Genomic DNA, 25,249 nt, shown 5'->3' with positions numbered 1-25,249 from the left:
AAATTACACTTTTACATGCACGCCAAATAAAATGGCTTGTGTGTGAAAAGAAAATTGCATGGGGTTAATTGCTATAGGGGTATTAAAATCAATAATCCCCTGACTACCTGTCTTGATAGTACCGTAATCGGTATAGAGGTAGGCCAAAGAAAATCTAAATTGTTTGTTGCAGTCATAAGCTAAACCCGCCCCAGCTTCGCCAACAGCCCCATGCTTCGTTCTGCTATTTAAAGATAGAGAACCAGGACTTGGCCGATCCTGGTAGTCTACCTGTGTCCAACCCGCCCCTACTCCACCCAATAAAAACACAGAAAATTGTTCCAGTGAAGCGACTGTCAGAGCCAGATCAATCATCACCCGTGTGCTGGCAAGTGACAAATCATAGGTATAATTGTTCATGCTGGAATCCTGGAATAGATCAACTTCCCCATAAACATCCTGACCGATAATTGCTTGATCCATATAACGGATATTCAAAGCTGTTCTTAACTCAGGAAACCAGATTAAATTTCCCCTGGCAGATGTATTCAAAGGAAAAAGGTAAGCAATTCCTAAACCCAGCTCTCCAGCAAGCGGTGTACGGGTCTGACGCAAACGATCAGTCTCAAACTCACTGATCACCACATTGGAGTTACCAGTCTGTAACCAGGATAAGCCTGCATTAGCTGACCACTCAAACTGGCCTTGTTGGGAAAAAATGGGAAAAGCGGCACTCACTGAAAAAGAGAAACTTAAAAGACCAGTAAAAAAACTTATCTTACTTAATTGCTTTGTATTATTTAGAAATCCTTTCAATCTATCACTCCCTCATGTGATCACAGTTAATGATACTTATTTTTAAAAAGGACGCAATTTTTTATGCCACAAATACAATCCGTTTTTTTACAAGAAGACAGTTAAATCAAATCAAGATAAAATTGTTAGCATGATAATTGTTGGTTTTTTATTATGTTTTTACAAAATCTCAACACAGAATTTTTTAAAAAAACAATCATTATTTTTTGGGCTATTTGGTGGCTAATAGCGCTCTGGACCGATAGCGTGGGCTTGCTGGCGCACTTTGGCTTATTACAAAAAAGCTGGGCACCAGATACCAACTATCTTTTTCTCGTCGAATCATTAAAGATGTACAATCCCCCTTTTTGGATCCCTCCACTTTGCTTTGCGGGAATTCTATTCTGGTCGCTACTCTCTACCTTAGCCTTCGGCTGGGCATGCGCCAGCCTAAACCAGCCTACTCCATGTTGGAGACAACGAGCTGATATAGCCTTCATTATCTCACTGAGCTATTGGCTGGCTTTTTTTCTTGCTGATCAGCTGGTCATGAAATTCGATTTGGAAGAAAATCACATGGTACAAGGCGGGTTTCAATTATTAACTTATTTAGCACTGTATATACTTCCGACAAAATCAGGGAATAATTTATCAAAACCCTAAATTTTTAACTTACTCTTTCGTAAACAGCTTTGGCAATCTGTAGATCTTGAACTGCCAGGCCGGTTAAATCAGCAATAGTAATTTGCTTATCATTACTACGCCCTCTTTCCAGGCCAGCAATTATTGCTCCTAACTCAATTAATTGGGTTTTAGCAATAATTTTTTTACGTAATGCATGCGCCACATCACCGCGCTCAATACTCTGCGAAATGCTGTCAGTAATAATTAGTTCTGCTTCAGCAAAGATGTTTTCATCCAATTCTTGTTTTAACGGCGTATCAGCACCCACCGCTGTAATATGAGTACCTTTTCTAATTTGATTTGCAAAAAGGATTGGTACAGAAGACGGTGTTGTTGTAACAATGAGATTACAACTATCGGTTAATACGTCCATCGATTGGGTGATCTTGATTCGACAAGTTTCATTTTGCATCTGATTTTGGAAAGCTAATAACCTAGTCTGATCTCTTCCCCATACAAGGATATCTTTACAGGAGACAATTTGTTGCAAAAAATAAAGCTGCAACCTGGCTTGTGTCCCTGTACCAACGATTCCGACTCTATCAACAATACGTGGGGCAAGGTATTTGGCTGCAATTGCACCCGCCACTGCTGTTCGCACATCCGTCAAATACCCTTCATCAAGGAGAATAGCCTGCAAAACCCCCGTTTTTTGGCTAAAAAGCAACATGAGGCCATGGCTGGAGGGAAGGTTTAATTCAGGATTTTCATAAAATCCTGACGCTATTTTTACTACATAAAACTCATCACCGTTGATATAGCCGTATTTAATATGTACATCGCCAGGAGGATTAGTAAAACATAACTCCCCGACAGGCGGCATCACAGTGTTTCCCATTGAATAAGCAACAAAACCTTCCTCCAGTTTGGGAATCAGGTTTACTGCATGAAGTAATTCTTTTATCTCCGCCAAAGCAATGATTTTCATTGGTATTAATCAAGTAACTTCTTTAAGGTCTCCAGGCTGATATTTCCCCCACTAAGAATAACCACTACATTTTTAGCATGAAATTGTTCAGCGCTTTTTATAAGGGCAGCCAGTGCAACAGCCGCTGCGCCCTCAATTAAAAGATGCTGTGTTTTGATGAGAGTACGAATTGCGTCTTTAATTTCTTCTTCAGATACCAGAATGTAATCATCAACCCATTGTTCACAAAGCTGAAAGGTGATGGCATCTGGTTCAATCCCACCCGATGTTGCATCAGAAAGGGTTGCCCTTGTTTCCAGATCTATAATTTGTCCTGCCTTTATGGATTCAGCCATAACAGGGGAGTTCTTTGGTAAACAACCATAAATTTTTGTTTTTGCAGAAACAGCTTTCAAATAACCTGCAATCCCAGCTATTAGCCCACCACCACCAATAGGGACCAAAACCACATCAATCGGATCCAATTGCCGAACTAATTCCGCAGCAATTATCCCTTGACCAGCGATGATTTGCGCATCATTGTAAGGCGAAATATAAATCATGTTATGCTGCTCGGCATAATGCCGAGCATACATTTCTGTTTGCATGCAGTCGGTAGCATAAAACTCCAGGGCAGCATCATAATTACGAATGTTCTCTATCTTTGTTGAAGAAATATTTTCTGGAACAAAAACCATACCGGGAAGATGTAGTTTTTTAAGACCAAAAGCAACCGCAGCCCCATGATTTCCAGACGAAGCAGTAACCACACCCTGCTGTTGTTGTGATGAATTTAACGAAAGCAATTTATTGAATGCCCCCCGTATTTTGAAAGAGCCAGTGTATTGTAGATTTTCGCACTTTAAGTAAGTATTGGTATTGGTCATTCTGCTCAATGCAACAGAATAATCCAGTGGTGTTTCACGTATATGAGCTTGTATTCTCTTTTCTGCCTGTAGTACTTCATTTTTAATATCGAACATAACGAATCCTTACCCCTTAGTGATCAGATAAATAGTTATAAACGGTAGCCCTTGAAATATGGAGAATTTGGGCGATGTAGGTTGCAGCATGTTTGGCAGTAAAAGCACCCACTTGCTGCAGATGCTCAATGAGTTCTTTTTTTTCTTGCCGTCTTAACATTTCAAGAGTTAAATGATGTTCTGCCAGATAATTATGGATGTAGTGATTAATACGCGCTTGCCAGTCTTCTTTAAATAAAGGAATGGGTTGCGGTATTAATTGCTCGCAACCAAGAAACTCTCCCATAACCGCCTGCATTTTTTCTAATTTGGAAATATCAAGATTAATACATAACATACCAACAGCTTGATTTTTTTCATCACGAATAATACTGCTTACTGATTTAAGCTTCCGTCTATCCCAATTTATTTTTTCATAAGGTCCAATACAGTCTGACAAGGTTGCCATTTCTTCCTCTTCACTTAACAAGGAAGAATCCCCCACTCTTCTTTTAGAAAAAGGATGATAAATTGCCACAATTCGATTCTCTTTTATATCGTGGATAACTACCTCCGCATAGGGATATAAGAGTCGTTGAATTGCTTCGGCGGTGGGTAGGAATGCTTTAATTGCTTTTTTCATAGACTAATTTAATAATCAAAAAAGACATATTAGTCTAATTTAGACTTAATTGTCAAAAAAAGACAACCATTCTGCTAAATTACTAGAGATATTTGACGCGCAATCATTGATCTTTGTTATAGTAGTTATATTCGTCAATGCTTGATTACCTGATATTTCAGGAGCTTAACCATGAAACGCCTTTTTTTTTCCTCTTTCTTGATATTTTTTTTCAGTAATGCGGCTTTTTCAAGCTATAGCATTAATGAGGTAAAGAATTACTATCAAATCAGCGGCAACACAGAACAAACCTTACGCGAGCAAATGGGTGAGTTAGGCCCAGTCATTAAAGGCCTTCACTACGATGCACAAACCATTTGGTATGTTACCTGGAATTATAACTGGCATTATAATCATCCCTCGCAAAATCCCTGTTATGTGAAAAATGTTACAGTCTCAGTCAATGTAACAAGCATTCTTCCGGCGTGGAGCAACCAAAACACGAGTACCCCTTATTTACAAAACAAATGGAATACTTATCTGAACAATTTAAGCAAACATGAAGAAGGCCATGGGAATAATGGCAAACGAGCAGCTATGGAAATTGAGCAGGCCTTGCTTAATACGCCAGCGATGCCGAATTGTAATGCTTTGAAAGCAGAGCTTAACATGAAGGCAAAAGAGATCATCAGTAAACATAATACCTGGGATACCCAGTATGATATGGATACCAATCATGGTAAAAATCAAGGTGCTATTTTCCCCTAGCCATGTACGGACCTCTTGCCCTGCCAGCTCACTATGAGTCATGCGAAGCGCCCTTACTTAATCTATACTAAAGATTAGATTTAGCTGTACAGAATGGATATCCATGAAACAAACAGGGATAGTACTGCAAGGCGGCGGTGCATTAGGAGCTTATGAATTTGGTGCTTTAAAACGCCTCTACGAGAATCCTCAATTCACACCAGACATTATTTCAGGGGTTTCTATTGGTGCCATAAATGCCATAGCATTGGTCGGTGCGAGAGAGGAACCAATTTCGACCCTTGAAGCAATGTGGGAAGAACTCACTGTTTTTTCTTTTCCCTTCGGTGAAAAACTAAGCTCTTATCTGGCCTTGTTTGGTAATCAATCCTTTTTCCGTCTACGCACTGACTATTGGAACCTGACTAATTGGACGAGTTTTTATTTCACCCAGCCTTTACAGCACTTACTAGACAAATACATTGATTTTAAAAAGGTCAATAATACCACTATTCGGCTAATTCTTACTGCAACAGATGTTGCAACAGGAAAAGTAAAAACGTTCACTAATCTAGGCAAGGGGTCTACAAAAATAACGCCTTTACATGTGTTGGCCAGCGGCAGCTTACCTCCCGGTTTTCCAATGACAACTATCAAAAACAAGTATTATTGGGACGGTGGTTTATTTGAAAACACACCGTTATCCCCAGTTTTGGACTGCCTGGATCCAAACCCGGCAGTAGAAAAACAAATTATTGTCATCAATCTTTTTCCCAGCCAAGGCAAAATACCGGACAATATGATTGATGTTTTTGACAGAATTTTTGAAATTCAATTTTCTAATAAAGTGAGGTTTAACAAAGAATTAACTGAAAAAATCAATGAATACATTGAAGCAATGGATGAAATTGAAAAAATCATCCCTGCTAATAGCCCTATTAAACAGCTACCAGGTTATCAACGTCTTATAAACTACAAATATATTGAGAATATCCTTTATATTGAAAATGTAGATCCAGAAACTGTAAGTGCTCCGTTTGATTTTTCTCCAAACACAATCCAAAAGCGAATCGCCGCAGGTTATCGCGATGCTGACAAAGTGTTATTGGCCATGAATTCTTAAGCCTTATGAGAACTGGCTAACGGCGGCGGTGCTTCTTCTTTTTTAACCGCCGATCTATTAACCATGTTTGAAAAATTGGTAATCTTAGCCGGTAGGAAAAAAAGCAGTTTACTTGCGACAGTTTCATCGGCTTGTTTAGGAGCAGGATTCGCCACACTCTCAGAACTAATCGTCACCGTTAAATGCGTTGTGTCGCCCGTTTCTGAAGATGAATTGCATTCCTCATCCAACTCATCCAGACTCCCATCAACACTGTACCGTTGCTGCCACTCTTTAAATTCCAGTTGAATTTTGGTTAAGGTAGGAGCAAGTTCTATTTGCAACGATTCAGGCAGTTTTTCGAAAAGCCAGAAGATTTTATTGACAACGACCCCCTTTGTATCAAAGGTAGTTATTAGTGCTAACTCTCTGATTAAGGTCGAGAGCAACCTATAATCTTCATGGAATTGGCGCAACCTGACAATTTCACGCACAGCCTTATCCTGACCAAACTCTTCACCCCCCTCATCAAACGCTAAATTCATTCGCATCCATAGCGCCTGATTTTTAAGTACAAGTCCAATTAACAAACTTGTACTGGCAAAATCAGCTTCCTCCAAACAACATTTAACAAGTTGTTTACCCGTCATAGACAATAGTGTTTCTTGGAGCTCCTGCACTAAACCTTGATAAGCGATACCAAACGACTCTAAAGCATCTTTTAGAGCCCCAAAAAGGAAATGAATAGCCGATGCTTTGGCAAGTTCAGTTGAATTTTGGGTATTTTGCAGTACCTTGATGAGAACAATCGTATTAAAACTGTACGTTAACGCCATTTCAACAGCCTGCCAATAAGGTTGTATATCGGAGCTGCGCTTTTCTGTGTAGGAGGTGAAGTGAGGGGTTAAATCGTCTTCCATAGTAAATAAACAACGGAGAAAATGACCAGGCTGAGAACCCTCTCCATGAGCAGTTGATAATGCCCCGGTTAATGTTTCAGCTTGCCGTAATAACCGGCTAGTAAACGCATTGAACTGTCTTACTAATTTGGCTAACTCTACGGTATTAAAGTCAAAAATACTTTTTTCATCAGAGGCAGAAAGGATACTAAACCAAATTTTCATCTGTTCAGCAAAAGGAGTAACCAGATTAACCGGCAAAGCAACTGCTTTTGGTGTACTTTCCACAAACATAATTTGCGACAAGCTTGATTCAGCGGAGGCAACAGCAAAATCCCGCAAGCCTGTCATTTTTGTTAATCGTGTATGTAATATTTCCGCTAAGTCACGAGAAAATTGTTGAGAATTACCTTCTTTGCCCAAAATGACCGCATTAAAGGATTCTATACAAAGATACGCGGTCAGCTCTGTTTTAGTCTCATGATCCACCAAATCAACAGGTATTTGTTGCAATGCACAGCCAACCATATCGGCAAATATTGCTTCATCGACTCGAGCCAGAAAGCTTTTTGCCTGTTCGGCGATAGCTGGAAATAACCCTTTGATTTTCTTGTAATTTAAAAAATAACCCTTTGTATAGCCTTTAGGATTGAACCAGCCCTGATATTCAAACGGGTTTAAAAGATCCTCATTATTTTTTTTGTGTCCAAAATAACGAAAGGCAGCCCCCCAGTCAATCCGTGCAAATTGTATAAAATCAATCGCGAGAGCAGCAATCACTTCCAAACAAACGACATTACCACTATGAACACTGTTATCCCCTAAAAGCAAAGAAAACATCAGAATGACAGCCAGGCCAAAATGCTGTCTTAATTGCGTGAGTAATAAATAATACTGAGGCCCGCAAAACATTTCCCACAAAGGATCCCGATCTGAACCATCACGATAGCCGGTACCAATGATTTTAAATAATTCTTTAAATACAATTTTTGGCTGAATAAGGCCATAACTCCCATCGTCAAGTTTAATAAAGTCGGCACAAATAAAAGAATCATGATAAATTTCATCAATCAATTCGCGCCTTATGAATTCTTTTAGCAACAAGCCAGCGAATAACTCTGTAAATAACTCTTTACGATCTTTGGGTTTTTTAATGAAAAATTCATTCCCATCCGGATCACGATAAAAACCGTCTACCTCAACGTGGTTTTTACCGCCTTTCTTATTCTTGAACTTGGTCAACAGCTTATCATTATAATAGATTGGCATGGTTGGCTCTAATAAGATTCCTTAATCATTTTTATCGCTTCTTGTAGAAATTAGCAACAAATTAACGATAGTTTCTTATCTTTCCATTTTGTTGACTGCGAATAGAGGATTGACGTTCAGAATTTCACTTCATCCACACGTCAAAACCCTTTGTGAATAGGTTGTTTACCTTGATATTCTTTTGATTGCACATGATTGTACTCATAGTGAATATCATTCTCAGTACCAGTGTGATCTACCGGTGTAGTGTCAAAACTCCCGCCATGATTACTAATAGTATACAAATCGCTACCCGTCCCTGGATTATAAGATTGTGGTAAACTGGCACCTGGTGGTTGTATTGGTGGTGAGGAAGCCCATCCACTCGCGGAATTTATCAATAGCAAGACTGTCAACAACCCCAAATTTGTCAATATCCTCCTGGCCATTAGTTTCTCCCTGAAAAAATGCCACCTCTAAATAAACTATAGCTGGAAATTATCGCTTCGTTTGACTACCTATCTTTCAAAAGGACCTGATTTGGCCATCAAAGAGAAAAAGAAATATGCTGTTAAAGAGATCTGACTGCCTATTCTATTTTCAAAAATTACAGTACACTGCAACCTCCTGAATTGATCACGGTAATTCTCTCAACAGCGAACGATTTAGCATGAATAAATTAAAAGAAAATATTAGCCGTCTAATTTTTGTGGGACGCTGGCTGCAAACCCCTTTGTATTTTGGCCTTATGCTTATTTTAATCGCCTATGTTTATCGTTTTATCAAAGAACTATTTCATTTAATTCTCCATATCAACGGCTTTAATGATATTCAAATCATGTTGGGCGTACTGGATTTAATTGATGTGGTTATGATTGCTAATTTACTGATTATGGTTGTTATGGGTGGTTACGAAACCTTCGTATCCAAATTGAATCTACATAATCATCCTGATCAACCCGAATGGCTTGACGAGTTAGATGCTGGTGCCATGAAAATTAAACTGGCACTCGCACTGATTGGGATTTCCTCGATCCATTTGTTGCGTACCTTTATCGATCCCACCAAGCAAACTAGTAATACCGTTATGTGGCAAGTAGTTATTCATCTGACTTTAGTTTTTTCAGCTTTAGCGATCGCATACATTAACCGCTTATTGGCCAAAAGCCATGGTTGATATTTAATTTTAATTTTAATTTTGACTTAAGATAAGCTTGCTATACTTTGGCAAAACAAATAAAACAGAATCAAAGACAACAATGGGTACTTACTGGAAATATAAACATTTAGGTATTTTTGCCTATGCAGAAGAAGAGAATACCGCCGCCCCCACAAATGACATGGAACAGGCACGTAGAGATTGGAACCGATGGGCACGAAGTGGCGAAAAATGCCCAATCCTAATCAATGGTCTATCGCTCCCTCAAGTACTAATAAATGCCAAAATTGAAATTAAAGACCCTGATACCTTTGCCAATAATGAAGAACTCATTAATTTTTTTAAAAAATTTTTATTCGCTAATTATCCTTCTGCAGATCAAGATGAATTAGTGCTGCAAGCACTGATGCATTTCCACCAAGCTGGTTTTCCCTTTGCCACTAATTATTGTGTCAGTAATGTGAACAGTGGTCTAATACGAGCTTGCGAACCACAAACCACCATTGATTTTGTTCCTACAGGAAATGGTTTGCAGGTTAAAGAGGAACAGATTTATAAAAAATTATCTACCAGTCAAGGAATAGATGAAATCAGTGGGAATGGGTATCATGCCAAGACAACCACAACCTCTTTGTTTAACCCTCAAGGAATCACGTTGCTTGATCTCGAGATTGATTGCCCCAGCAGCAATGCTGCAACTATCTTCGATAAAAGAAAACTGTGGGATCAAATCTGTCAATATGTAAAAAATATATTGATTGATTATAAATTTCTCCAGGATAGTCCTGCAGAGGTACTCGAGGGAAGAGAACCCATTGTCAGATTTAATAGATAACAGCCAGTTTATCTTTTTAATTCACTCTTCATTTCGTTAAGTAAGCTATAAAAATATGAATTGGTTAGTGTCCTATTTTTTAAAATAGTTAATTTTCTCATTTAAAAAATATTTTTAAAGCGTATTATTCTAATATAAAAAATAATATTAATATCAATGAATGAATATTTGCTTTTTGGATTAATTGGCTTTGGAGCCCAATTGATTGATGGCGGCCTTGGCATGGGTTACGGACTCATCAGTATGACCGCACTGATGGCCTTTGGTGTAGCGCCTTCGATGGCAAGTGCTGGCGTTCACACGGCAGAAATAGTTACTACCGCTGTTTCTGGCCTCTCACACATGATGTTTAAAAACATCGATCATAACCTGTTTCGCAGGCTTGTTATCCCAGGCATCCTGGGAGGTATTGCAGGCGCCCATCTACTAACAAAAGCTCCGGAACAACTTATTAAACCTTTTCTGATGATTTATCTGTTTGTTATGGGTATTTACATCATCTACAAAGCCTTTCAGCAAAGTAGTTTATCAGAAAGAATAAGGAACTATATCCTCTATAAATTACTGCGGCGTGAAAAACCAGCGCAAAAAATTCACCGTCTTATCCCACTAGGCTTTGCCGGCGGCTTCCTGGACGCAGCAGGTGGCGGTGGTTGGGGCTCGATTGTCAACTCAGCCTTACTCGCTCAAGGTGAACCACCCCGTTATACAATCGGTTCGGTTAATTTAGCCGAATTCCTGGTAACAACCAGTATCTCCGCCACTTTTTTTTCTACTATTGGACTTAAACACTGGCCAGTTATTATTGGTCTAATTTTAGGTGGTGCTCTTGCAGCTCCTATTTCCGCTTATATGATTCGTATTATACCAGCGAAGATACTGATGATTACTGTTGGTACCCTCATTATTCTCTTAAGTTTAAGAACTTTTTTCATGCTGTTATTAGGCTAAATGATTAAACGTTTCTATCGCATTTTTTGAGGTAAATTTGAGCCCTCACTTAGGTTAAGTTTTATGAAAAGGATAAGCCAATTACTTTACAAATAATTGATTTTATAATCATTTTTTCTTGTGTAATTCGATAATGCTTTGTAGAATGAATCGTCAATCGGATAGCTGATTACAGGAGTATTTATGAAGTTAAACAACAGTAAATTGAGTGTAGTGTTAATACTCTGTACAAGACTGGGAATGCAAGAAGTTCACGCAACTAATAATATACCTCTCTTTAACAATCTATCCTCTACTATTTATTCATCTTTTGTTGCAAGTTTAAGTAGCGGCCCTGTATGGGAAAATGGTGGAAGAACACAAACTTTTTTTCTCGCGCCACAGATTGAAAAATCCTATGTAAAAAATGAGACAACAGATGCTTTAGCAGAAGGTGAACTTTTTGTAGGAATACAAAAAACACTGCATGGGAATCAACTCCAAAGCCAAGTGGGCCTTGCTGTAGTCACTACAGGTAATGCAAAATTATCAGGCTATGTATGGGATGATGCGGACCCCCAATTTAATAATTATAGTTACAACTACCGCTTAAAACATTCTCATATTGCTCTAAAAGGCAAGATTTTGCTCGATAGCGGTTATGTTGTTATCCCCTGGATTAGCGGCAGTATAGGCATTGGATTTAACGAAGCTTACCGTTTTACTAACATGCCAACAATTTTTGAAGCACTGCCCACACCCGATTTTTCATCTCATACCAAAACAGCATTCACTTATAATCTTGGAGCTGGCGTACAAAAAGCATTAACCTCAAATTGGCAAATTGGCATTGGCTACGAATTTGCGGATTGGGGGAAAAATCAACTTAGTCGAGCGCCTGGACAAACGATGAGTACTGGCTTGACCTTAGCTCATCTATATACCAATGGATTTCTGGTGAATATTACTTATCTCGCTTAGTGAATAGCGAAAAACTACTTCTCTTGGAAACAAGTTACTTTTTTAGGGATAAAGCCTTTCTCACTCATCGCTGTTTGATCAAATGTTACTTCACAACGGTTAATGTTTGCAGGTAAGGCTTGGGTAAGTTGTATAGCAGTCTGATTATAGCCGCACACAATATAAATATTATCATTGGGTGAGAAAGACCATTTAGCCACTCCCTTGTTGGCAAAATCGGGTTTGAGATTCGCTAAATCCTTAGGGTCACCTGCGTAAAAAGCAATGCTGTTAAGGTAATAACTCCCTTTACTAACAACCTGACTCCAACCTGGATAAGCATTCATCAAGGTTTCCATTATATCGATTTCTTTTGGGCAGACAGGTGAAAAAACCGTGGCTGCGAACGCCATTGGCATACCAGCGATAAGACTTAAAATTGCTAAACGAAAGGTATAGTTTCTATCAATCAATTTGACCACCTATTAATACGAAAACGATGAATTAACTCTTCTCTGAGTTTAAAACAGCAATTGGTTAAAATTTGCCAATCTGTCTATAATTTAAAATAGCCCTAACCAACTAAGGACAGTAAACATGAACAGCCATTCTGTTAAAAACATTGGCTTGTTGCCTACACTTACAATCTCTGCTTTATTGTTTTTAACCACCGCTTATACGTCCAATTCTCATGCAGCGTCAATCCAAAATCAAACACCAAGCGCAACTAAGAACATGGAATTAGCCTATTTCCAAGTTTATCGCAACTACCCCAGGTATTACTACTATGGTCCCAGCTATTATCGTCCCGGTTATTACTATCGCCCAGGACCCGTTTACTGGCGTGGCCGGGGACCTTATTATGGTGTACGTTGCCAAAAAAACTGTTATGTTAATCGCTATGGGGCTGTTGTTCGTTGTGTAAGAAGTTGTTATTAATTTCCTACCAATAGTATTCGAGCTCAAAAAGCTGCGGGGGAACTGGTAAGAACTGTCCCTTCCCCCAAGGCAGGTTTTTCCTCTGGAACTACCGACTGCCAAAACCAGGGGTTACCTTTAGTATTGGATGTTAATAAATCAACAACGTCCCTCTCTCTCTTTAAAGCAGGGCGTTCTTCATCCTCTCCTATGGCGGCTGGATTACAAACAACGTTATCTTTTTTTCCTACAATTTTTTCATAAACCTCTCGTAAGGTATTAGGAAACCAGGGTAATGGTCTTGTCTGAGTATTTAAAATACCTTGTATCAATTTTTGCTTGGCAGCAAGTTGTTGAAAAGAGGAATGCTTGGGTCCAATTTCACTCTGATTCTCTCCTAGCACTTCACTAAACCCGGTGAGATCTCTAATCAACATTAAGATACAGGGTAGATCGTGATAGGGTTTTTGCCCTTTCGCAAGCTCCTTACGTAGAACTTGGAATGCTTTTAAAGGTGCAATGAGTGTTTCTAGCTCTAAAAATTGATTTCGGTAAATGTCTGGTAAATGAGCCACCAGTTTTAATTTAATATCCGATTGTATCAACACACCAACAACGACGTTAACTCCTTCATAACAGCCTTGTTGACGCAACATCTCTGCTATTGTAAGCCATCGGAAGCTGTGTCGCTTGGCTGGGATGCTGGAAGATATTTTGACGAATGAAATCCTCTAATTTAGTCCTTACCTTAAAAAAATTAACAACCTCTGGGCTTGCTTTTTTAGGTTGCGCAAAACCAGAGGGATTTTCAAAGTCAGAAGCCTGAAATTTTTTAAAGGCTTCCGTTAAGATATAGTCGACCAGCCTTGCATGTTGCAAGATGATTTTGTTATCCAGATAACTGTATATTGCGCGCGCTTTTTTATTGTTTTCAACCGCTTTTTTTACAGCATGTTCGCTTGCCTTCTGATCCCATTCTTTTGTAGTCAGCTTCTTATCAAGAAAATTACCATTCTGTTGGAACCAATCAAGAAAATAATTTTTAGATCCACTAGAAACTGACATGCTTAAACCTCCCATTAAAATGTGATTATTTAAAGAATGATTTTTTAAGCAAAATAGTCAATAAGGCTTTTACTGACTCTACCTGTTAATGACGTAGTGGCAAGTGCTTGTTCATCGTTGATTTCATGATCAACCCGTCTTTCTTCATCGTACTGCGGGGATTGTTGTCTCTGATTATTATTTGACTCAATATTGACCTGCGACAAATTGATACCTTGTTCAGCCATCATATCTCGCAATCGCGGGAGGGCTTGTTCAATTAAATCCCTCACCGGTGCCGAGTGAGTCGTAATATTGACAGTAGCAACTTCTTTAACCACTTTAATGCTGACCTCCAATGGACCTAGCTCCTGCGGATTTAATTTTATAGTCGCACTTTTAATTTTTTGTTGGCCAATCCAAATTATCTGCTGATTAAATTCGTCCCCCCACTCGGGATTCACGACGCTCTGTGACAACTCAATCACCTTGGCTGGAACTGTTACCGTAGTCGAAGTCTGCGTATTTGGATGATTAGTCAAGACAGGCATTATAGCTGCCAGATTTTTGTCACTTCGTTGTTCTATCACGAACATTTCACTGTCTTCTGAGCCCGATTCTAATAAATCCTTCTCGGAGGTTACTGATGGAATACGATTTTCTGAATTCCTAATTTGCTCAAAGAGAGCCTGCTCATGAGTCGTATCACTTGAATAATCACTAACTGGCTTTACAAGCGACAACTCTTGTGTGATTGGCTTATCCAATTTAACTGCCGTGGATTGCTCTGCTACCTCGTTGACTCTTTCAGGTATTATTACGTGAGGCTGTTCTATTTCCTGTCCCGTCAAGGCTTTTTGGTTGCTCGGTATAAGCTGATTAACAGAGACCGCTTCTTCTTCCTGGGAAAGTTCCAAACTCACCCCAGGCGCTTCAAAAGAAGAGGCATTAAACCAAGCTAATTGTGGGTTATCAACGATTATCAAATCGAGTTCGTCTTTGTGGTCGTTTATTTTATTTGCTGTTTCAATTGATTTTTCTTCGTCAATGGTTTGATTCTTATAACCATTTTCACAAAATTCTGCTATATTACACAATTCAATTTGCTCAGGAGATTCAGTACTCGCTTTTTCTTGTTGTTTAATATTTTTTCCTCGACCTATCACACTTGATTCATTAACTTCATCAAGCAATAAAGGTTCTAAAATAGCCATAAATGCCGTACTATCTTGCACGCTTTTATCACCCTCTATTGCATCATTTTCACAGGCCAACTGAAGTTCTTTGGCAGCTGGTTGTATAGAGGCTAACTGGATTAAATCAACCATGGGCAAACTCCCTGTAATCTTACATTAGTTAGCAAAATACATACCAGTTTTTCAAATAGTAACTTTCTTTTCCGCCTCACCTCGAACGTCAAGGACTAGTTAAAAGTTATTACCTGGCTGTAAATTATGCTAATAGCTCATTTTGACTATTGTTTGAACATGCTAATCTGCTTGAGTTAAAATTCATTGCGAGATATTCATGGGATATTTTTTTAGAGCAAGACCACACAAAACTGAAGACGATGCGCAAAAACTTTTAGTTGAAGCCTTCCAAAAATTGCAGGCTTATCAATATGTTATAAATTGGCAACCTGTCATTAACCAGCTCAAGGAAAAGCAACTTGTTATCCGACAACAAATTGCACAGGCCGACAACCAAACAACAAAAGAAAAATTGATTTGCTCTTACTTTCTTTTTGCCGAGACATTGACAGGCTGTATCGATACCCCAGCTGAGCAGCAAACCCTGGTAAGGAATTACCATAAATCACCCGATTATTACCATATTGGTGGCAAGAAAGGACAATATTCTTACACTTTTATGGACAATGTGATGACTAAGCTAACCCAAATGAGTACTACGATGCTTGTCTGCAGTTTAATTGCCCTGCCCTTTGATCTAACGGCCGGCCTCATTCTGCTAGGCATTGCTATTTTCATTTTAGCCCCTGCTCTTTTTTATGTTATTGCGGAAACAAACGCGAATAAACTTGAAGTTCAACAGGAAGAACGAGCCTTGTTTGCCACAGTGACTGCTTTAGTCCATCCTGTACCAACAGGAGATAAAGTCTCTGCTGATGGACAGCAAGCAAGCATGCCATTCATGGGCTAACACAGAGCGATGCTCAAGCATGTCTTGTTCCGTATGAAAAATTAGCCTTGGAACGAAAAGTGGCACGATTTGGTCAGTGCCATTTTTTACGTATAAAGAAAAGTTAATTAGCCCCCTTAGCCTCATGAAACTTTGCTGAATTTCAGCTATCATTACTGTTTTGAACTCAACGGAGTCAGTATATGCAAGTGGGTCAAGATAGCCTCTCGACTGAGAGCCAATTACAAGTAGATGGCAAAACTTATCACTACTATAGCCTGAAAGAAGCAGAAAAAAAGCATTTTAAAGGGATTAACCGCTTACCCTACTCTCTTAAAGTATTATTTGAAAATTTACTCCGTTTTGAAGACGGCCATACAGTAACCACAGACGACATTAAAGCAATCGCCGACTGGTTACATAAAAAATCATCTCACCATGAAATTGCTTATCGGCCTGCCAGAGTGTTAATGCAAGACTTTACCGGTGTTCCAGCTGTCGTTGATCTTGCCGCTATGCGCGATGCTTTGGAAAAAATGGGGGGTGATGCCAAGAAAATATCTCCGCTTTCCCCCGTTGATCTGGTTATTGACCATTCTGTAATGGTGGATAAATTTGCCAGTCCCGATGCACTTAAAATCAATACCGAAATTGAAATTGAGCGTAATAAAGAACGCTATGAGTTTTTGCGCTGGGGGCAAAAAGCCTTTGCCAATTTTCAGGTAGTTCCCCCAGGTACTGGCATCTGTCACCAAGTCAACCTGGAATATCTGGGTAAAACGGTTTGGTCTAGCACGCATAACGGAAATTTATATGCCTATCCCGATACACTCGTAGGTACTGACTCACACACCACAATGATTAATGGCTTAGGTGTATTAGGCTGGGGAGTGGGCGGTATCGAAGCCGAAGCAGCTATGCTTGGGCAACCGGTCTCTATGCTGATTCCTGAAGTCGTTGGCTTTAAATTAACCGGTAAGCTTAAAGAAGGTATTACAGCAACCGATCTGGTACTCACAGTCACCCAAATGCTGCGAAAAAAAGGGGTAGTAGGAAAATTCGTTGAATTCTATGGCCCAGGCCTGACTGATTTGCCTCTCGCTGATCGTGCTACGATCTCTAATATGGCCCCTGAATACGGTGCAACCTGCGGCTTTTTCCCAGTAGACAAGGAAACCTTACGTTATATGGAATTAACCGGACGTGATGCCCATACCATTGCTTTGGTTGAAACCTACTGTAAAGCACAAGGTTTATGGTATGACAGTCAAGCAGAAGACCCTGTTTTTACTGATACCCTCCAGCTTGATTTAACAACTGTTGAACCCTCCTTGGCTGGTCCAAAACGCCCACAAGACAAAGTTAATTTAAAAACCTTAACTCACGAATTTGACGTCTTTCTGGAAGAAGTCGGCAAGGCAAAAGAAAAGGGAAAAGCCTTTCCAGTCAAAAACAATGCGTTTGAGATGCATCATGGTAATGTTGTAATTGCCGCTATAACCAGTTGTACCAATACCTCTAATCCCAGTGTACTAATGGCTGCCGGTCTAGTTGCTAAAAAAGCAGTTGAAAAAGGCCTCTCACGTAAACCCTGGGTCAAATCCTCTTTGGCTCCCGGTTCAAAAGTAGTCACTGATTATTTGCGCCATGCCGGGTTACAAACTTATTTAGATCAACTTGGCTTCAATCTGGTGGGTTATGGTTGTACTACCTGCATAGGCAACTCAGGCCCGTTGCCTGATGACATTGCCCATTGCGTGGCTGATAACGACCTCGTAGTCTGCTCTGTTCTTTCTGGTAATCGAAACTTCGAAGGCAGAGTTCATCCACAAGTGCGAGCCAACTGGCTGGCATCACCTCCGCTCGTTGTTGCTTATGCATTGAGCGGTACCACTTGTATTGATCTAAGCCAGGAACCACTGGGACAAGATACAGATGGCAACGATGTATTCCTCAAAGATATCTGGCCAAGTAATGCGGAAGTCGCAGCAGCAGTTGCTCAAGTATCTGGCACAATGTTTCGTAAGGAATACGCTGAAGTATTTCAAGGGGATGAACACTGGCAAGCAATCAAAACAAGTAGCGGATCTACTTATAGTTGGGATGCCAATTCTACCTATATCCAACACCCGCCCTTTTTTGAAAATCTTTCAGCCAAACCGCAGGCAATTAAGCCAGTAACTAAAGCTTATGTCCTGGCGCTTTTAGGCGACTCGATTACTACTGATCATATTTCGCCTGCCGGCTCAATTAAAGCAAACTCTCCTGCTGGCTTATACCTGAAATCCAAAGGGGTTAGTGAGGCTGACTTTAATTCTTATGGCTCACGCCGCGGCAATCATGAGGTCATGATGAGAGGCACTTTCGCCAATATCCGCATTCGCAATGAAATGACCCCTGAGGTTGAAGGCGGTGTTACTCGCCACATCCCTTCAGACAAAATCATGTCAATCTATGATGCCTCCATGCTGTATCAAAAAGAACATCAACAGCTTGTAGTTATCGCTGGGAAAGAATACGGTACAGGCTCATCACGGGATTGGGCAGCAAAAGGGACAAACCTCCTGGGTGTCAAAGCAGTAATTGCTGAGAGCTTCGAACGCATCCACCGTTCCAACCTGATTGGTATGGGTGTGCTGCCCCTGCAATTCCAGGGGGATACAACAAGAAAGACTTTACAACTTAATGGTTCCGAGCGAATCAGCATTGCTGTTGATGACTCACTAAAACCTGGAGCAAAACTAACCATGGTTATCGCACGACAAGATGGTAGTGAAAACAAAGTAGAGGTGCTCTGTCGTATCGATACAGCCAATGAATTGGAGTACTACCGTCATGGTGGAATCTTGCAGTATGTGTTACGCAATTTAATCTGATCTTTCAGGGACTGTGGAGCCTGATAAATTCCGCAGTCCCAAAGCCCTTTTATGGGTTTCCAAAGGCTGTGCAGATTGATTTTATAAAGGTAAACTGCTAAATTTCCCCGCTTACAAATTTTACCTATTTATTCTGCATGATCAGACACCGCCAATTGTCTTAAGCTGCATCCACTAAGGACCCCGCATGCGTTCTTCTAAAAAAGTTTTGTCGGTTTTTTCTCTAGTTATGATTAATGTGATTGCAGTTGATAGTTTGCGCACGCTTCCTATCAGTGCAAAATTAGGCCTGCCTTTAGTCACTTATTATTTAGTTGCGGCAATCACTTTTTTTATTCCTATTGCTCTGGTTGCCGCTGAATTAGCAACAGCTTATCCCAATACAGGCGGCCTTTATGTTTGGGTACGTGAAGCATTTGGTCGTCGTGCTGGCTTTATTACCATTTGGCTGCAATGGATTTATAATGTGGTCTGGTATCCAACCATTCTCGCTTTTATAGCAGCGACTTTATCCTATCTTTTTGCACCCCAGCTTGCTAATAATAAAGCCTATCTTCTCATTACTGTGTTGAGCCTTTTTTGGCTTTTTACCTTACTTAATTGTTTTGGTATGAGACTATCCAGTATCGTTAGTATTATTGGTGCTAGTCTTGGTACGATTTTGCCTATGGTGGGTATCAGCCTTTTAGGAGCTATTTGGTTTTTTCAAGGCCGCCCGCTTACTACAGATATGCCCTCATCCTGGATCCCGGATTTCAGTTCGATAGGAAATTTATCCCTTTTTTCAGCTGTATTATTTGGCTTACTCGGGATGGAAATGTCTGCTGTACATGCAGAAGAAGTTAAAAACCCCCAACGCGATTACCCTCGCGCCATTTTGTATTCAGCTATTCTTATTTTCGCCACCCTCGTAGGTGGCTCCCTGGCTATTGTTCTTGTAGTGCCTAATCATCAATTAAGTGTGGTTTCCGGCTTGATTGATGCCTATGCCATATTCTTTGATTCTTACCACATGCCCTGGATGACTCCGTTGATTGCTGTGTTCATTATTCTCGGTGGCTTAAGTGGTGTATCAGCATGGATTATTGGTCCAACTAAAGGGTTACTGGTCTCTGCACTCGATGGTTCTCTACCGCAACTATTTGCCAAGGTTAACCGCTATGGAGCTCCTGTCGCTATTTTAATTACCCAGGGTATTATTTTTACTCTTTTAAGCTCTGTATTCATCTTACTGGATTCAATTAATGCCGCTTATTGGCTACTGAGCGATCTCAGTGCCCAAATGGCTTTATTAGTGTATATTTTCATGTTCGCTGCAGCAATAAAATTGCGTTACAGCAAACCAGATCAACCACGCAGCTATAAAATACCCGGAGGAAACCTGGTGATGTGGTTAGTCGCTGGTATTGGGCTTATTTGTTGCCTTGCTGCAATGGTTATAGGTTTTGTACCACCCACACAAATTCCAATTAATAATATTTTCTTTTTTGAAATGTTTTTATGTGGCGGTTTATTTGTCTTTGTGGCACTGCCCTGGTGGTTTGCTAAAAAACACGATGAGGCGTTTGATAAAACCCATCCCAACCATTATATTGACTAGCGATGACCGTCATTTCTGCGCCTTGCTGCACGGACATCAAACCGCGGTAGCCTGTTTACAAGCAAACAGACTACCTGGCTCTTTTGTAAGGTGGATTCCCGCCTATGCGGGAATGACATTATTTTTATGAGTATAAACAGCTAAATCCCTTCAGGAATCGACATCAAACTGGCATTACCTCCTGCTGCAGTGGTATCTACTGTGTAAGTTCGCTCATGACATAAACGCAATAAATAATGTGGCCCCCCTGCTTTAGGTCCCGTACCGGAAAGGCCTTCACCACCAAAAGGTTGCAAACCAACCACAGCACCGATCATATTACGGTTAACATAACAGTTCCCAACGTGCACTCGTTGTCGGATATATTCAACCGTTTGACTGATTCTGCTATGTATTCCCAAAGTTAAACCATAGCCAGTACTATTAATCTGTTCGATAACATTGTCTAACGCTTTACGCTTATAACTAATGACATGGAGCACTGGTCCAAACACTTCCTTTTTAAGAGCAGCTATATTATCAATAGCAATCGCCGTAGGCGGCATGAAATAACCTGTTTCGCATTCTTCCGGCAGCTTGCATTGATAAATAATCTCATAATTTTGTTGCATAGCGACCACATGGGCTTTTAATCCAGCCAAAGCTTCACTATCAATTACAGGTCCTACATCCGTAGCAAGCCAACGTGGATCACCAACTTGCAGTTCAGCCATCGCCCCTTTAAGCAGTTCGAGTATACGTGGATAGACTTCTTCTTGCACATATAAAACCCGTAAAGCCGAACAACGCTGTCCCGCACTACCAAAAGCTGACGCAATTGTGTCAACAACCACTTGTTCTAACAAAGCAGACGAATCAACAATCATGGCATTTTGACCACCTGTCTCAGCAATCAAAGGAATAATTTCTCCACCACGAACCGCTAAAATTTTATTAATACTTTCTGCTGTCTGTGTTGAGCCAGTAAAAATTACCGCTTTTATACGGCGATCCGCCACCAGGGGAGCTCCCACTGCTTCACCATTACCGGGTAATAATTGTACAACATCAACTGGAATACCGGCTTGGTGCATCAGTTTGACTGCGAAAGCAGCAATTAAGGATGTTTGCTCAGCCGGTTTGGCAATCACACAATTCCCGGTTACCAAGGCGGCAACAACTTGGCCGGTAAAGATAGCTAAAGGAAAATTCCATGGACTAATGCATAAAACAACACCTCGACCATGTAGGCTGAGCTCGTTTAATTCTCCTGTATAGCCATGAAGGCGTACAGGTTTAGCCATTAGTTTTTCAGCCATCATGGCATAGTAACGACAAAAATCTACTGCCTCACGCACTTCCGCTACACCATCACTCCAGGTCTTACCTGCCTCTAAACAAGCCATAGCAAGCAATTCTGGCATATTTTCTTCTAAAAGATTGGCAAAGCGCTCAAGACAAGCGGCTCGGTCACTAACCGGTCTATTACTCCACGCCGGGAAAGCCCGTTCTCCCTGGGATAAAGCCCAATCGATATCCTGTAACGTAGCGTCACTTACCCTACCAATCAATTGTCCTGGGTTTTGTGGTGACGTTACACTTCTATCAACTTCACCACCCTGTCTACCTGCTATAATAGGGTTGGCCTGCCAATGGGCCAGATCCATATTCATATAGAGCTGTTGTAAGGCGGCTACTGATTCCCGATCAGAAAAATCAAAACCGGCGGAATTTTTTCTTTCCGGTAAGAAAATGGACGCTGGTAAAGGAATATTTTGGTTTATCTTACTCAGTAAGTGATTAGCCTTACTTACCGGATCTTCAACCAAAGTACTGATTGGCGCTTTTTCATCAACAATACGATTTACAAAAGAAGAATTTGCTCCATTTTCCAGTAAACGACGAACCAGATAGGGTAATAAATCTTCGTGACTCCCAACTGGCGCATAGATTCGGCATGGTATACCAAGACGATTTGCTGGAACAACCTGCTCATAAAGTTCGTTACCCATACCGTGCAGACATTGAAATTCAAAATCACGGTAATCACCCACCAGATTTAAAATCATGGCAACAGAATAGGCGTTATGGGTAGCAAATTGCGGGTAAATAGCATCTGTCATTGTCAATAATTTTTTAGCACAGGCTTGAAACGATACATCGGTAAATACTTTGCGGGTAAATACGGGATATTCGGAAAAGCCTTGCATTTGTGTTTTCTTAATCTCACTATCCCAATAAGCCCCCTTAATCAAACGAACCATCATTCGTCGCTGTTTGCTTCTTGCCAGAGCAGCCACCCAATCCAACAAATAAAAGGCTCGTTTCTGATAGGATTGCACCGCCATTCCAAACCCATGCCAGCCATACAAGCTATCATCACTAAAAACACGTTCAATAACATCAAGGGATAAATCAAGTCGCTCTGACTCTTCAGCATCAATCGTTAGCGCAATATCATATTGTTTGGCCAATTGAGCAAGCGCCAAGAGCTTCGGAGATAACTCCTCCATAACTCGCGCACGCTTTGCTTCTTGATAACGCGGATGTAACGCAGAAAGTTTTATTGAAATGCCTGCGCGCTGATAAACATTCGTACGCTCATCCACGCTATTCCCTATTGCTTCAATAGCTTCTTTATAAGCAGTGAAATAGCGATCCGCATCAACAGCAGTGAGTGCTGCTTCGCCTAACATATCATAGGAATAGCGGTACCCTATCGCTTCTTTTTTCTTTGCTCGAGACAATGCTTCCTTGATCGTTCGACCGGTTACAAATTGTTTACTCATAATACGCATTGCTTTATCAACAGCCTTACGCACAACCCCTTCACCGCTGCGGTTAATTAATTTGAATACAGCCTTACTTAGCACTGAGTCAGCGCGCTCCGGGGTTAAAACCTTCCCAGTTAGCATCAAAGCCCAGGTTGTTGCATTAACAAAAAAGGAATCACTTTGGCCTCGGTGTGCCTTCCAGTCAGCTGTTGTGAGCTTGTCTTTTATTAAACTGTCGATAGTGGCATTGTCGGGCACACGTAATAACGCTTCCGCCAAACACATCAGTGCAATCCCTTCATCGCTGCTAAGAGAATACTGTGTCAAAAAGGAATCAATCCCTGTGCTTTTCTTACGCTCCGAACGAACCTGTTCAACTAAATGGGTTGCCGTATTGCGAATAGCAACAACTTGCTCACTACTTAATGCTGCTTTCTCGATAAGCTCGGTCATTAATGTTAATTCGTCAATCCGATACGCTTTGTTAATCTGCGCACGTGTACCTTGCGGAAATTGTGCTGAGTAGCGTTCAAGCATATTGCCTCCAATCCAACGGGTCAAAAAATATCAAGCGATAATAATGCAGAATATTTCTAATTGAAATCCATCTGTTGCAATCACAACAATAAAACAGACTAAATCGCAGCCCAAATGGAGCAAAAATGGCTTGCTCGACAAGCAAAAACAGATCTAATTACGCACTAATTGACCTAATTTAGAACCGCAAGGCGGGCGAAAATTCGCATACTTAGTTTACATTTTGAACTATTTAATGTACTATTAGCCAATTAATTTAGTCTAATCATTTGTTAACCCTCTGAATTGATTAATATTTATCCCTAATGTGCAAGGATACCCCTTGTGATTTTACATTTGCATTAGTTGTAAATATAATCACCACCTTTCTGTAGACCTTGTTTCAAGGCGAGTTAACAAGAAAAAAGGAGTAATATGAGTACTATATTAAGCATACTTTCTGCGGCTTTCTTTTCCACTACCGCTACTACGGGGACTACACCCCATGGAATAAAAACTGGCTTTGATGTCAACAAACACGTTCAACATCTAAGTCAAAAAGCCCCTAAACTTAACAGAAGAGTTCTTAAGCTTGCTCTGACTGCTTATAAAAAAGCCGCCGACAAAGGCGCAGTTAAAAAACCAGTTTTAACTGTTATTGATTATTCCTTACCATCTAACAAACAACGGATGTGGATTTTTGATCTCAGCAAAGAACGACTTTTATACAATACTTACGTAGCACATGGTAAGAATTCGGGAATGGATACTCCACATCATTTTTCTAACAAAGTTTCCAGTAAAGAAACCAGCCTAGGTACCTATGTTACTCGTAATACTTACATGGGCTCCAAGGGTTATTCTTTGAACCTCCAGGGCCTAGAAAGAGGTTTTAATGACAATGCTTTTAACAGACGAGTGGTAATCCATGGCGCATGGTATGTAGAACCGGATTTCATTAAGAAGGCTGGACGAGCAGGACGAAGCTGGGGATGCCCTTCTATTGCTAAAACCCTGGCGAAACCAGTAATTAACACAATCAAAGGGGGTTCAGTGGTGTTTGCTTACTATCCTGATAGCTACTATCTCTCTCATTCAGGTTACGCATCAGTATAAATAACAAAGCCAGGGTTTTAGGCCCTGGCTTTTTGCAATCATCCTTTCAGGACATCCTATCCTGAAAAAAATCATCCCTGATCATCATTTCCTTATGATTACAATTCCTTTTGGACGACCCCAAATCCGTTGAAGTCATGCTTAAAATTTAGCAATTAGCTTTCTGTTGTGCAAGACAACCAATTATCATTCAAATGAAGCATTTTCTTTCCTAAATAAAATTAAATAGTTACTATTCATAAAGTTACATTTAAATGAAGAGTAATTTCATTTGATTAAGCACCGTTTTCTTACTATAGATTGAGAAATGTCTTGGAGCAATGCAAGACAAACTAGTGATAAAAGATAACTGATAGTGCCTCAAATTGACTCCTATTTCTGCCTAATTAGTTTACTCCTTAGTAGCAAAAAACTGACTTTTTACTGATTAAATCGCGAAAGCGCCTTGCTAAAGCTAC

At 40.3% G+C, this 25,249-nt stretch carries 23 protein-coding genes; 12 read left to right on the top strand and 11 right to left on the bottom strand.

Features of this window, described 5'->3' with window-relative positions; all coding sequences use genetic code 11:
- Positions 1 to 3 precede the first annotated feature (3 nt).
- A complete protein-coding gene (locus ACN4Z1_RS06130; protein ID WP_228364169.1) occupies positions 4 to 795 on the bottom strand; it encodes an outer membrane protein in 792 nt (263 codons plus the stop codon).
- 153 nt (positions 796 to 948) lie between these two features.
- Between ACN4Z1_RS06130 and ACN4Z1_RS06125 the strand changes: the two genes are divergently transcribed.
- Complete coding sequence (locus ACN4Z1_RS06125; protein WP_228364170.1) at positions 949 to 1,437, top strand: hypothetical protein; 489 nt, start codon at positions 949 to 951, stop codon at positions 1,435 to 1,437.
- 4 nt (positions 1,438 to 1,441) lie between these two features.
- On the opposite strand, the gene ACN4Z1_RS06120 is transcribed toward ACN4Z1_RS06125, so the two are convergent.
- From ACN4Z1_RS06120 to ACN4Z1_RS06110, 3 genes are read right to left on the bottom strand one after another with little or no spacing between them, the layout of a single operon-like run.
- Positions 1,442 to 2,386 (bottom strand): hypothetical protein, encoded by a 945-nt coding sequence (locus ACN4Z1_RS06120; RefSeq protein ID WP_228364171.1) that lies wholly within the window; start codon positions 2,384 to 2,386, stop codon positions 1,442 to 1,444.
- Between the two features lie 5 nt (positions 2,387 to 2,391).
- On the bottom strand, positions 2,392 to 3,348 hold the full coding sequence (locus tag ACN4Z1_RS06115; protein WP_228364172.1) for a threonine/serine dehydratase: 957 nt from the start codon (positions 3,346 to 3,348) through the stop codon (positions 2,392 to 2,394).
- A 16-nt stretch (positions 3,349 to 3,364) separates the two neighbouring features.
- Positions 3,365 to 3,970 (bottom strand): helix-turn-helix transcriptional regulator, encoded by a 606-nt coding sequence (locus ACN4Z1_RS06110; RefSeq protein WP_115221118.1) that lies wholly within the window; start codon positions 3,968 to 3,970, stop codon positions 3,365 to 3,367.
- A 171-nt stretch (positions 3,971 to 4,141) separates the two neighbouring features.
- Between ACN4Z1_RS06110 and ACN4Z1_RS06105 the strand changes: the two genes are divergently transcribed.
- Together ACN4Z1_RS06105 and ACN4Z1_RS06100 are read left to right on the top strand one after the other, a co-directional pair.
- Positions 4,142 to 4,717: a DUF922 domain-containing Zn-dependent protease gene (locus tag ACN4Z1_RS06105; RefSeq protein ID WP_228364173.1), complete on the top strand. Its 576-nt coding sequence runs from the start codon at positions 4,142 to 4,144 to the stop codon at positions 4,715 to 4,717.
- Positions 4,718 to 4,820: 103 nt separating this feature from the next.
- Positions 4,821 to 5,819: a patatin-like phospholipase family protein gene (locus ACN4Z1_RS06100; RefSeq protein ID WP_228364174.1), complete on the top strand. Its 999-nt coding sequence runs from the start codon at positions 4,821 to 4,823 to the stop codon at positions 5,817 to 5,819.
- Here the strand turns inward: ACN4Z1_RS06100 and ACN4Z1_RS06095 are convergent.
- On the bottom strand, positions 5,816 to 7,966 hold the full coding sequence (locus tag ACN4Z1_RS06095; RefSeq protein WP_228364175.1) for a LepB GTPase-activating domain-containing protein: 2,151 nt from the start codon (positions 7,964 to 7,966) through the stop codon (positions 5,816 to 5,818). The two genes, ACN4Z1_RS06100 and ACN4Z1_RS06095, sit on opposite strands and share 4 nt — an antisense overlap.
- Positions 7,967 to 8,106: 140 nt before the next feature.
- Positions 8,107 to 8,394, bottom strand: a complete 288-nt coding sequence (locus ACN4Z1_RS06090; RefSeq protein WP_115221115.1) for a hypothetical protein — start codon at positions 8,392 to 8,394, stop codon at positions 8,107 to 8,109.
- 221 nt (positions 8,395 to 8,615) lie between these two features.
- Between ACN4Z1_RS06090 and ACN4Z1_RS06085 the strand changes: the two genes are divergently transcribed.
- From ACN4Z1_RS06085 to ACN4Z1_RS06070, 4 genes are all read left to right on the top strand, one after another.
- Positions 8,616 to 9,122 carry a TIGR00645 family protein gene (locus ACN4Z1_RS06085; RefSeq protein WP_115221114.1) on the top strand — a complete coding sequence of 169 codons (507 nt, stop codon included), beginning with the start codon at positions 8,616 to 8,618 and terminating at the stop codon, positions 9,120 to 9,122.
- An 82-nt stretch (positions 9,123 to 9,204) separates the two neighbouring features.
- Entirely contained in the window at positions 9,205 to 9,939 is a 735-nt protein-coding gene (locus tag ACN4Z1_RS06080) for a hypothetical protein (protein WP_228364176.1), read from the top strand.
- Positions 9,940 to 10,095: 156 nt separating this feature from the next.
- Positions 10,096 to 10,890, top strand: coding sequence for a sulfite exporter TauE/SafE family protein (locus ACN4Z1_RS06075; RefSeq protein ID WP_115221112.1), 795 nt, complete (start codon positions 10,096 to 10,098; stop codon positions 10,888 to 10,890).
- A gap of 183 nt (positions 10,891 to 11,073) precedes the next feature.
- Entirely contained in the window at positions 11,074 to 11,850 is a 777-nt protein-coding gene (locus ACN4Z1_RS06070) for an outer membrane protein (RefSeq protein ID WP_228364177.1), read from the top strand.
- A 14-nt stretch (positions 11,851 to 11,864) separates the two neighbouring features.
- Here ACN4Z1_RS06070 and ACN4Z1_RS06065 read toward each other — a convergent pair whose 3' ends face one another.
- Positions 11,865 to 12,302 carry an STY0301 family protein gene (locus ACN4Z1_RS06065; protein WP_228364178.1) on the bottom strand — a complete coding sequence of 146 codons (438 nt, stop codon included), beginning with the start codon at positions 12,300 to 12,302 and terminating at the stop codon, positions 11,865 to 11,867.
- Between the two features lie 124 nt (positions 12,303 to 12,426).
- Between ACN4Z1_RS06065 and ACN4Z1_RS06060 the strand changes: the two genes are divergently transcribed.
- The gene (locus ACN4Z1_RS06060; protein WP_228364179.1) at positions 12,427 to 12,768 is read left to right on the top strand and encodes a hypothetical protein; all 342 of its coding nucleotides are present in this window, start codon (positions 12,427 to 12,429) and stop codon (positions 12,766 to 12,768) included.
- A 23-nt stretch (positions 12,769 to 12,791) separates the two neighbouring features.
- On the opposite strand, the gene ACN4Z1_RS06055 is transcribed toward ACN4Z1_RS06060, so the two are convergent.
- Genes ACN4Z1_RS06055 through ACN4Z1_RS06045 form a run of 3 tightly spaced genes read right to left on the bottom strand, consistent with a single transcriptional unit; the run spans position 12,792 to position 15,119 of the window.
- The gene (locus ACN4Z1_RS06055; protein ID WP_228364180.1) at positions 12,792 to 13,403 is read right to left on the bottom strand and encodes a hypothetical protein; all 612 of its coding nucleotides are present in this window, start codon (positions 13,401 to 13,403) and stop codon (positions 12,792 to 12,794) included.
- Entirely contained in the window at positions 13,378 to 13,812 is a 435-nt protein-coding gene (locus tag ACN4Z1_RS06050) for a hypothetical protein (protein WP_228364181.1), read from the bottom strand. Before ACN4Z1_RS06050 ends, ACN4Z1_RS06055 begins: the two co-directional genes overlap by 26 nt.
- Positions 13,813 to 13,856: 44 nt before the next feature.
- The gene (locus ACN4Z1_RS06045) at positions 13,857 to 15,119 is read right to left on the bottom strand and encodes a flagellar hook-length control protein FliK (RefSeq protein ID WP_228364182.1); all 1,263 of its coding nucleotides are present in this window, start codon (positions 15,117 to 15,119) and stop codon (positions 13,857 to 13,859) included.
- Positions 15,120 to 15,318: 199 nt separating this feature from the next.
- Between ACN4Z1_RS06045 and ACN4Z1_RS06040 the strand changes: the two genes are divergently transcribed.
- From ACN4Z1_RS06040 to ACN4Z1_RS06030, 3 genes are all read left to right on the top strand, one after another.
- On the top strand, positions 15,319 to 15,951 hold the full coding sequence (locus tag ACN4Z1_RS06040; RefSeq protein WP_228364183.1) for a hypothetical protein: 633 nt from the start codon (positions 15,319 to 15,321) through the stop codon (positions 15,949 to 15,951).
- Positions 15,952 to 16,133: 182 nt separating this feature from the next.
- Positions 16,134 to 18,806, top strand: coding sequence for an aconitate hydratase AcnA (gene acnA, locus ACN4Z1_RS06035; RefSeq protein WP_228364184.1), 2,673 nt, complete (start codon positions 16,134 to 16,136; stop codon positions 18,804 to 18,806).
- 187 nt (positions 18,807 to 18,993) lie between these two features.
- The gene (locus tag ACN4Z1_RS06030) at positions 18,994 to 20,406 is read left to right on the top strand and encodes an APC family permease (RefSeq protein ID WP_115221104.1); all 1,413 of its coding nucleotides are present in this window, start codon (positions 18,994 to 18,996) and stop codon (positions 20,404 to 20,406) included.
- Positions 20,407 to 20,546: 140 nt separating this feature from the next.
- Here the strand turns inward: ACN4Z1_RS06030 and putA are convergent, their stop codons facing one another.
- Complete coding sequence (gene putA / locus ACN4Z1_RS06025; RefSeq protein WP_228364185.1) at positions 20,547 to 23,696, bottom strand: bifunctional proline dehydrogenase/L-glutamate gamma-semialdehyde dehydrogenase PutA; 3,150 nt, start codon at positions 23,694 to 23,696, stop codon at positions 20,547 to 20,549.
- Between the two features lie 414 nt (positions 23,697 to 24,110).
- On the opposite strand from putA, the gene ACN4Z1_RS06020 reads away from it, so the two are divergent.
- The gene (locus ACN4Z1_RS06020) at positions 24,111 to 24,791 is read left to right on the top strand and encodes a murein L,D-transpeptidase catalytic domain family protein (RefSeq protein ID WP_115221103.1); all 681 of its coding nucleotides are present in this window, start codon (positions 24,111 to 24,113) and stop codon (positions 24,789 to 24,791) included.
- Positions 24,792 to 25,249: the final 458 nt, after the last annotated feature.

This window comes from Legionella sp. ST3F1 (assembly GCF_048553315.1).
Classification (GTDB): Bacteria; Pseudomonadota; Gammaproteobacteria; order Legionellales; family Legionellaceae; genus Tatlockia; species Tatlockia donaldsonii.
The sequence above is the reverse complement of the archived record's forward strand: the minus strand, read 5'-3'. Positions and strand labels throughout refer to the sequence as shown.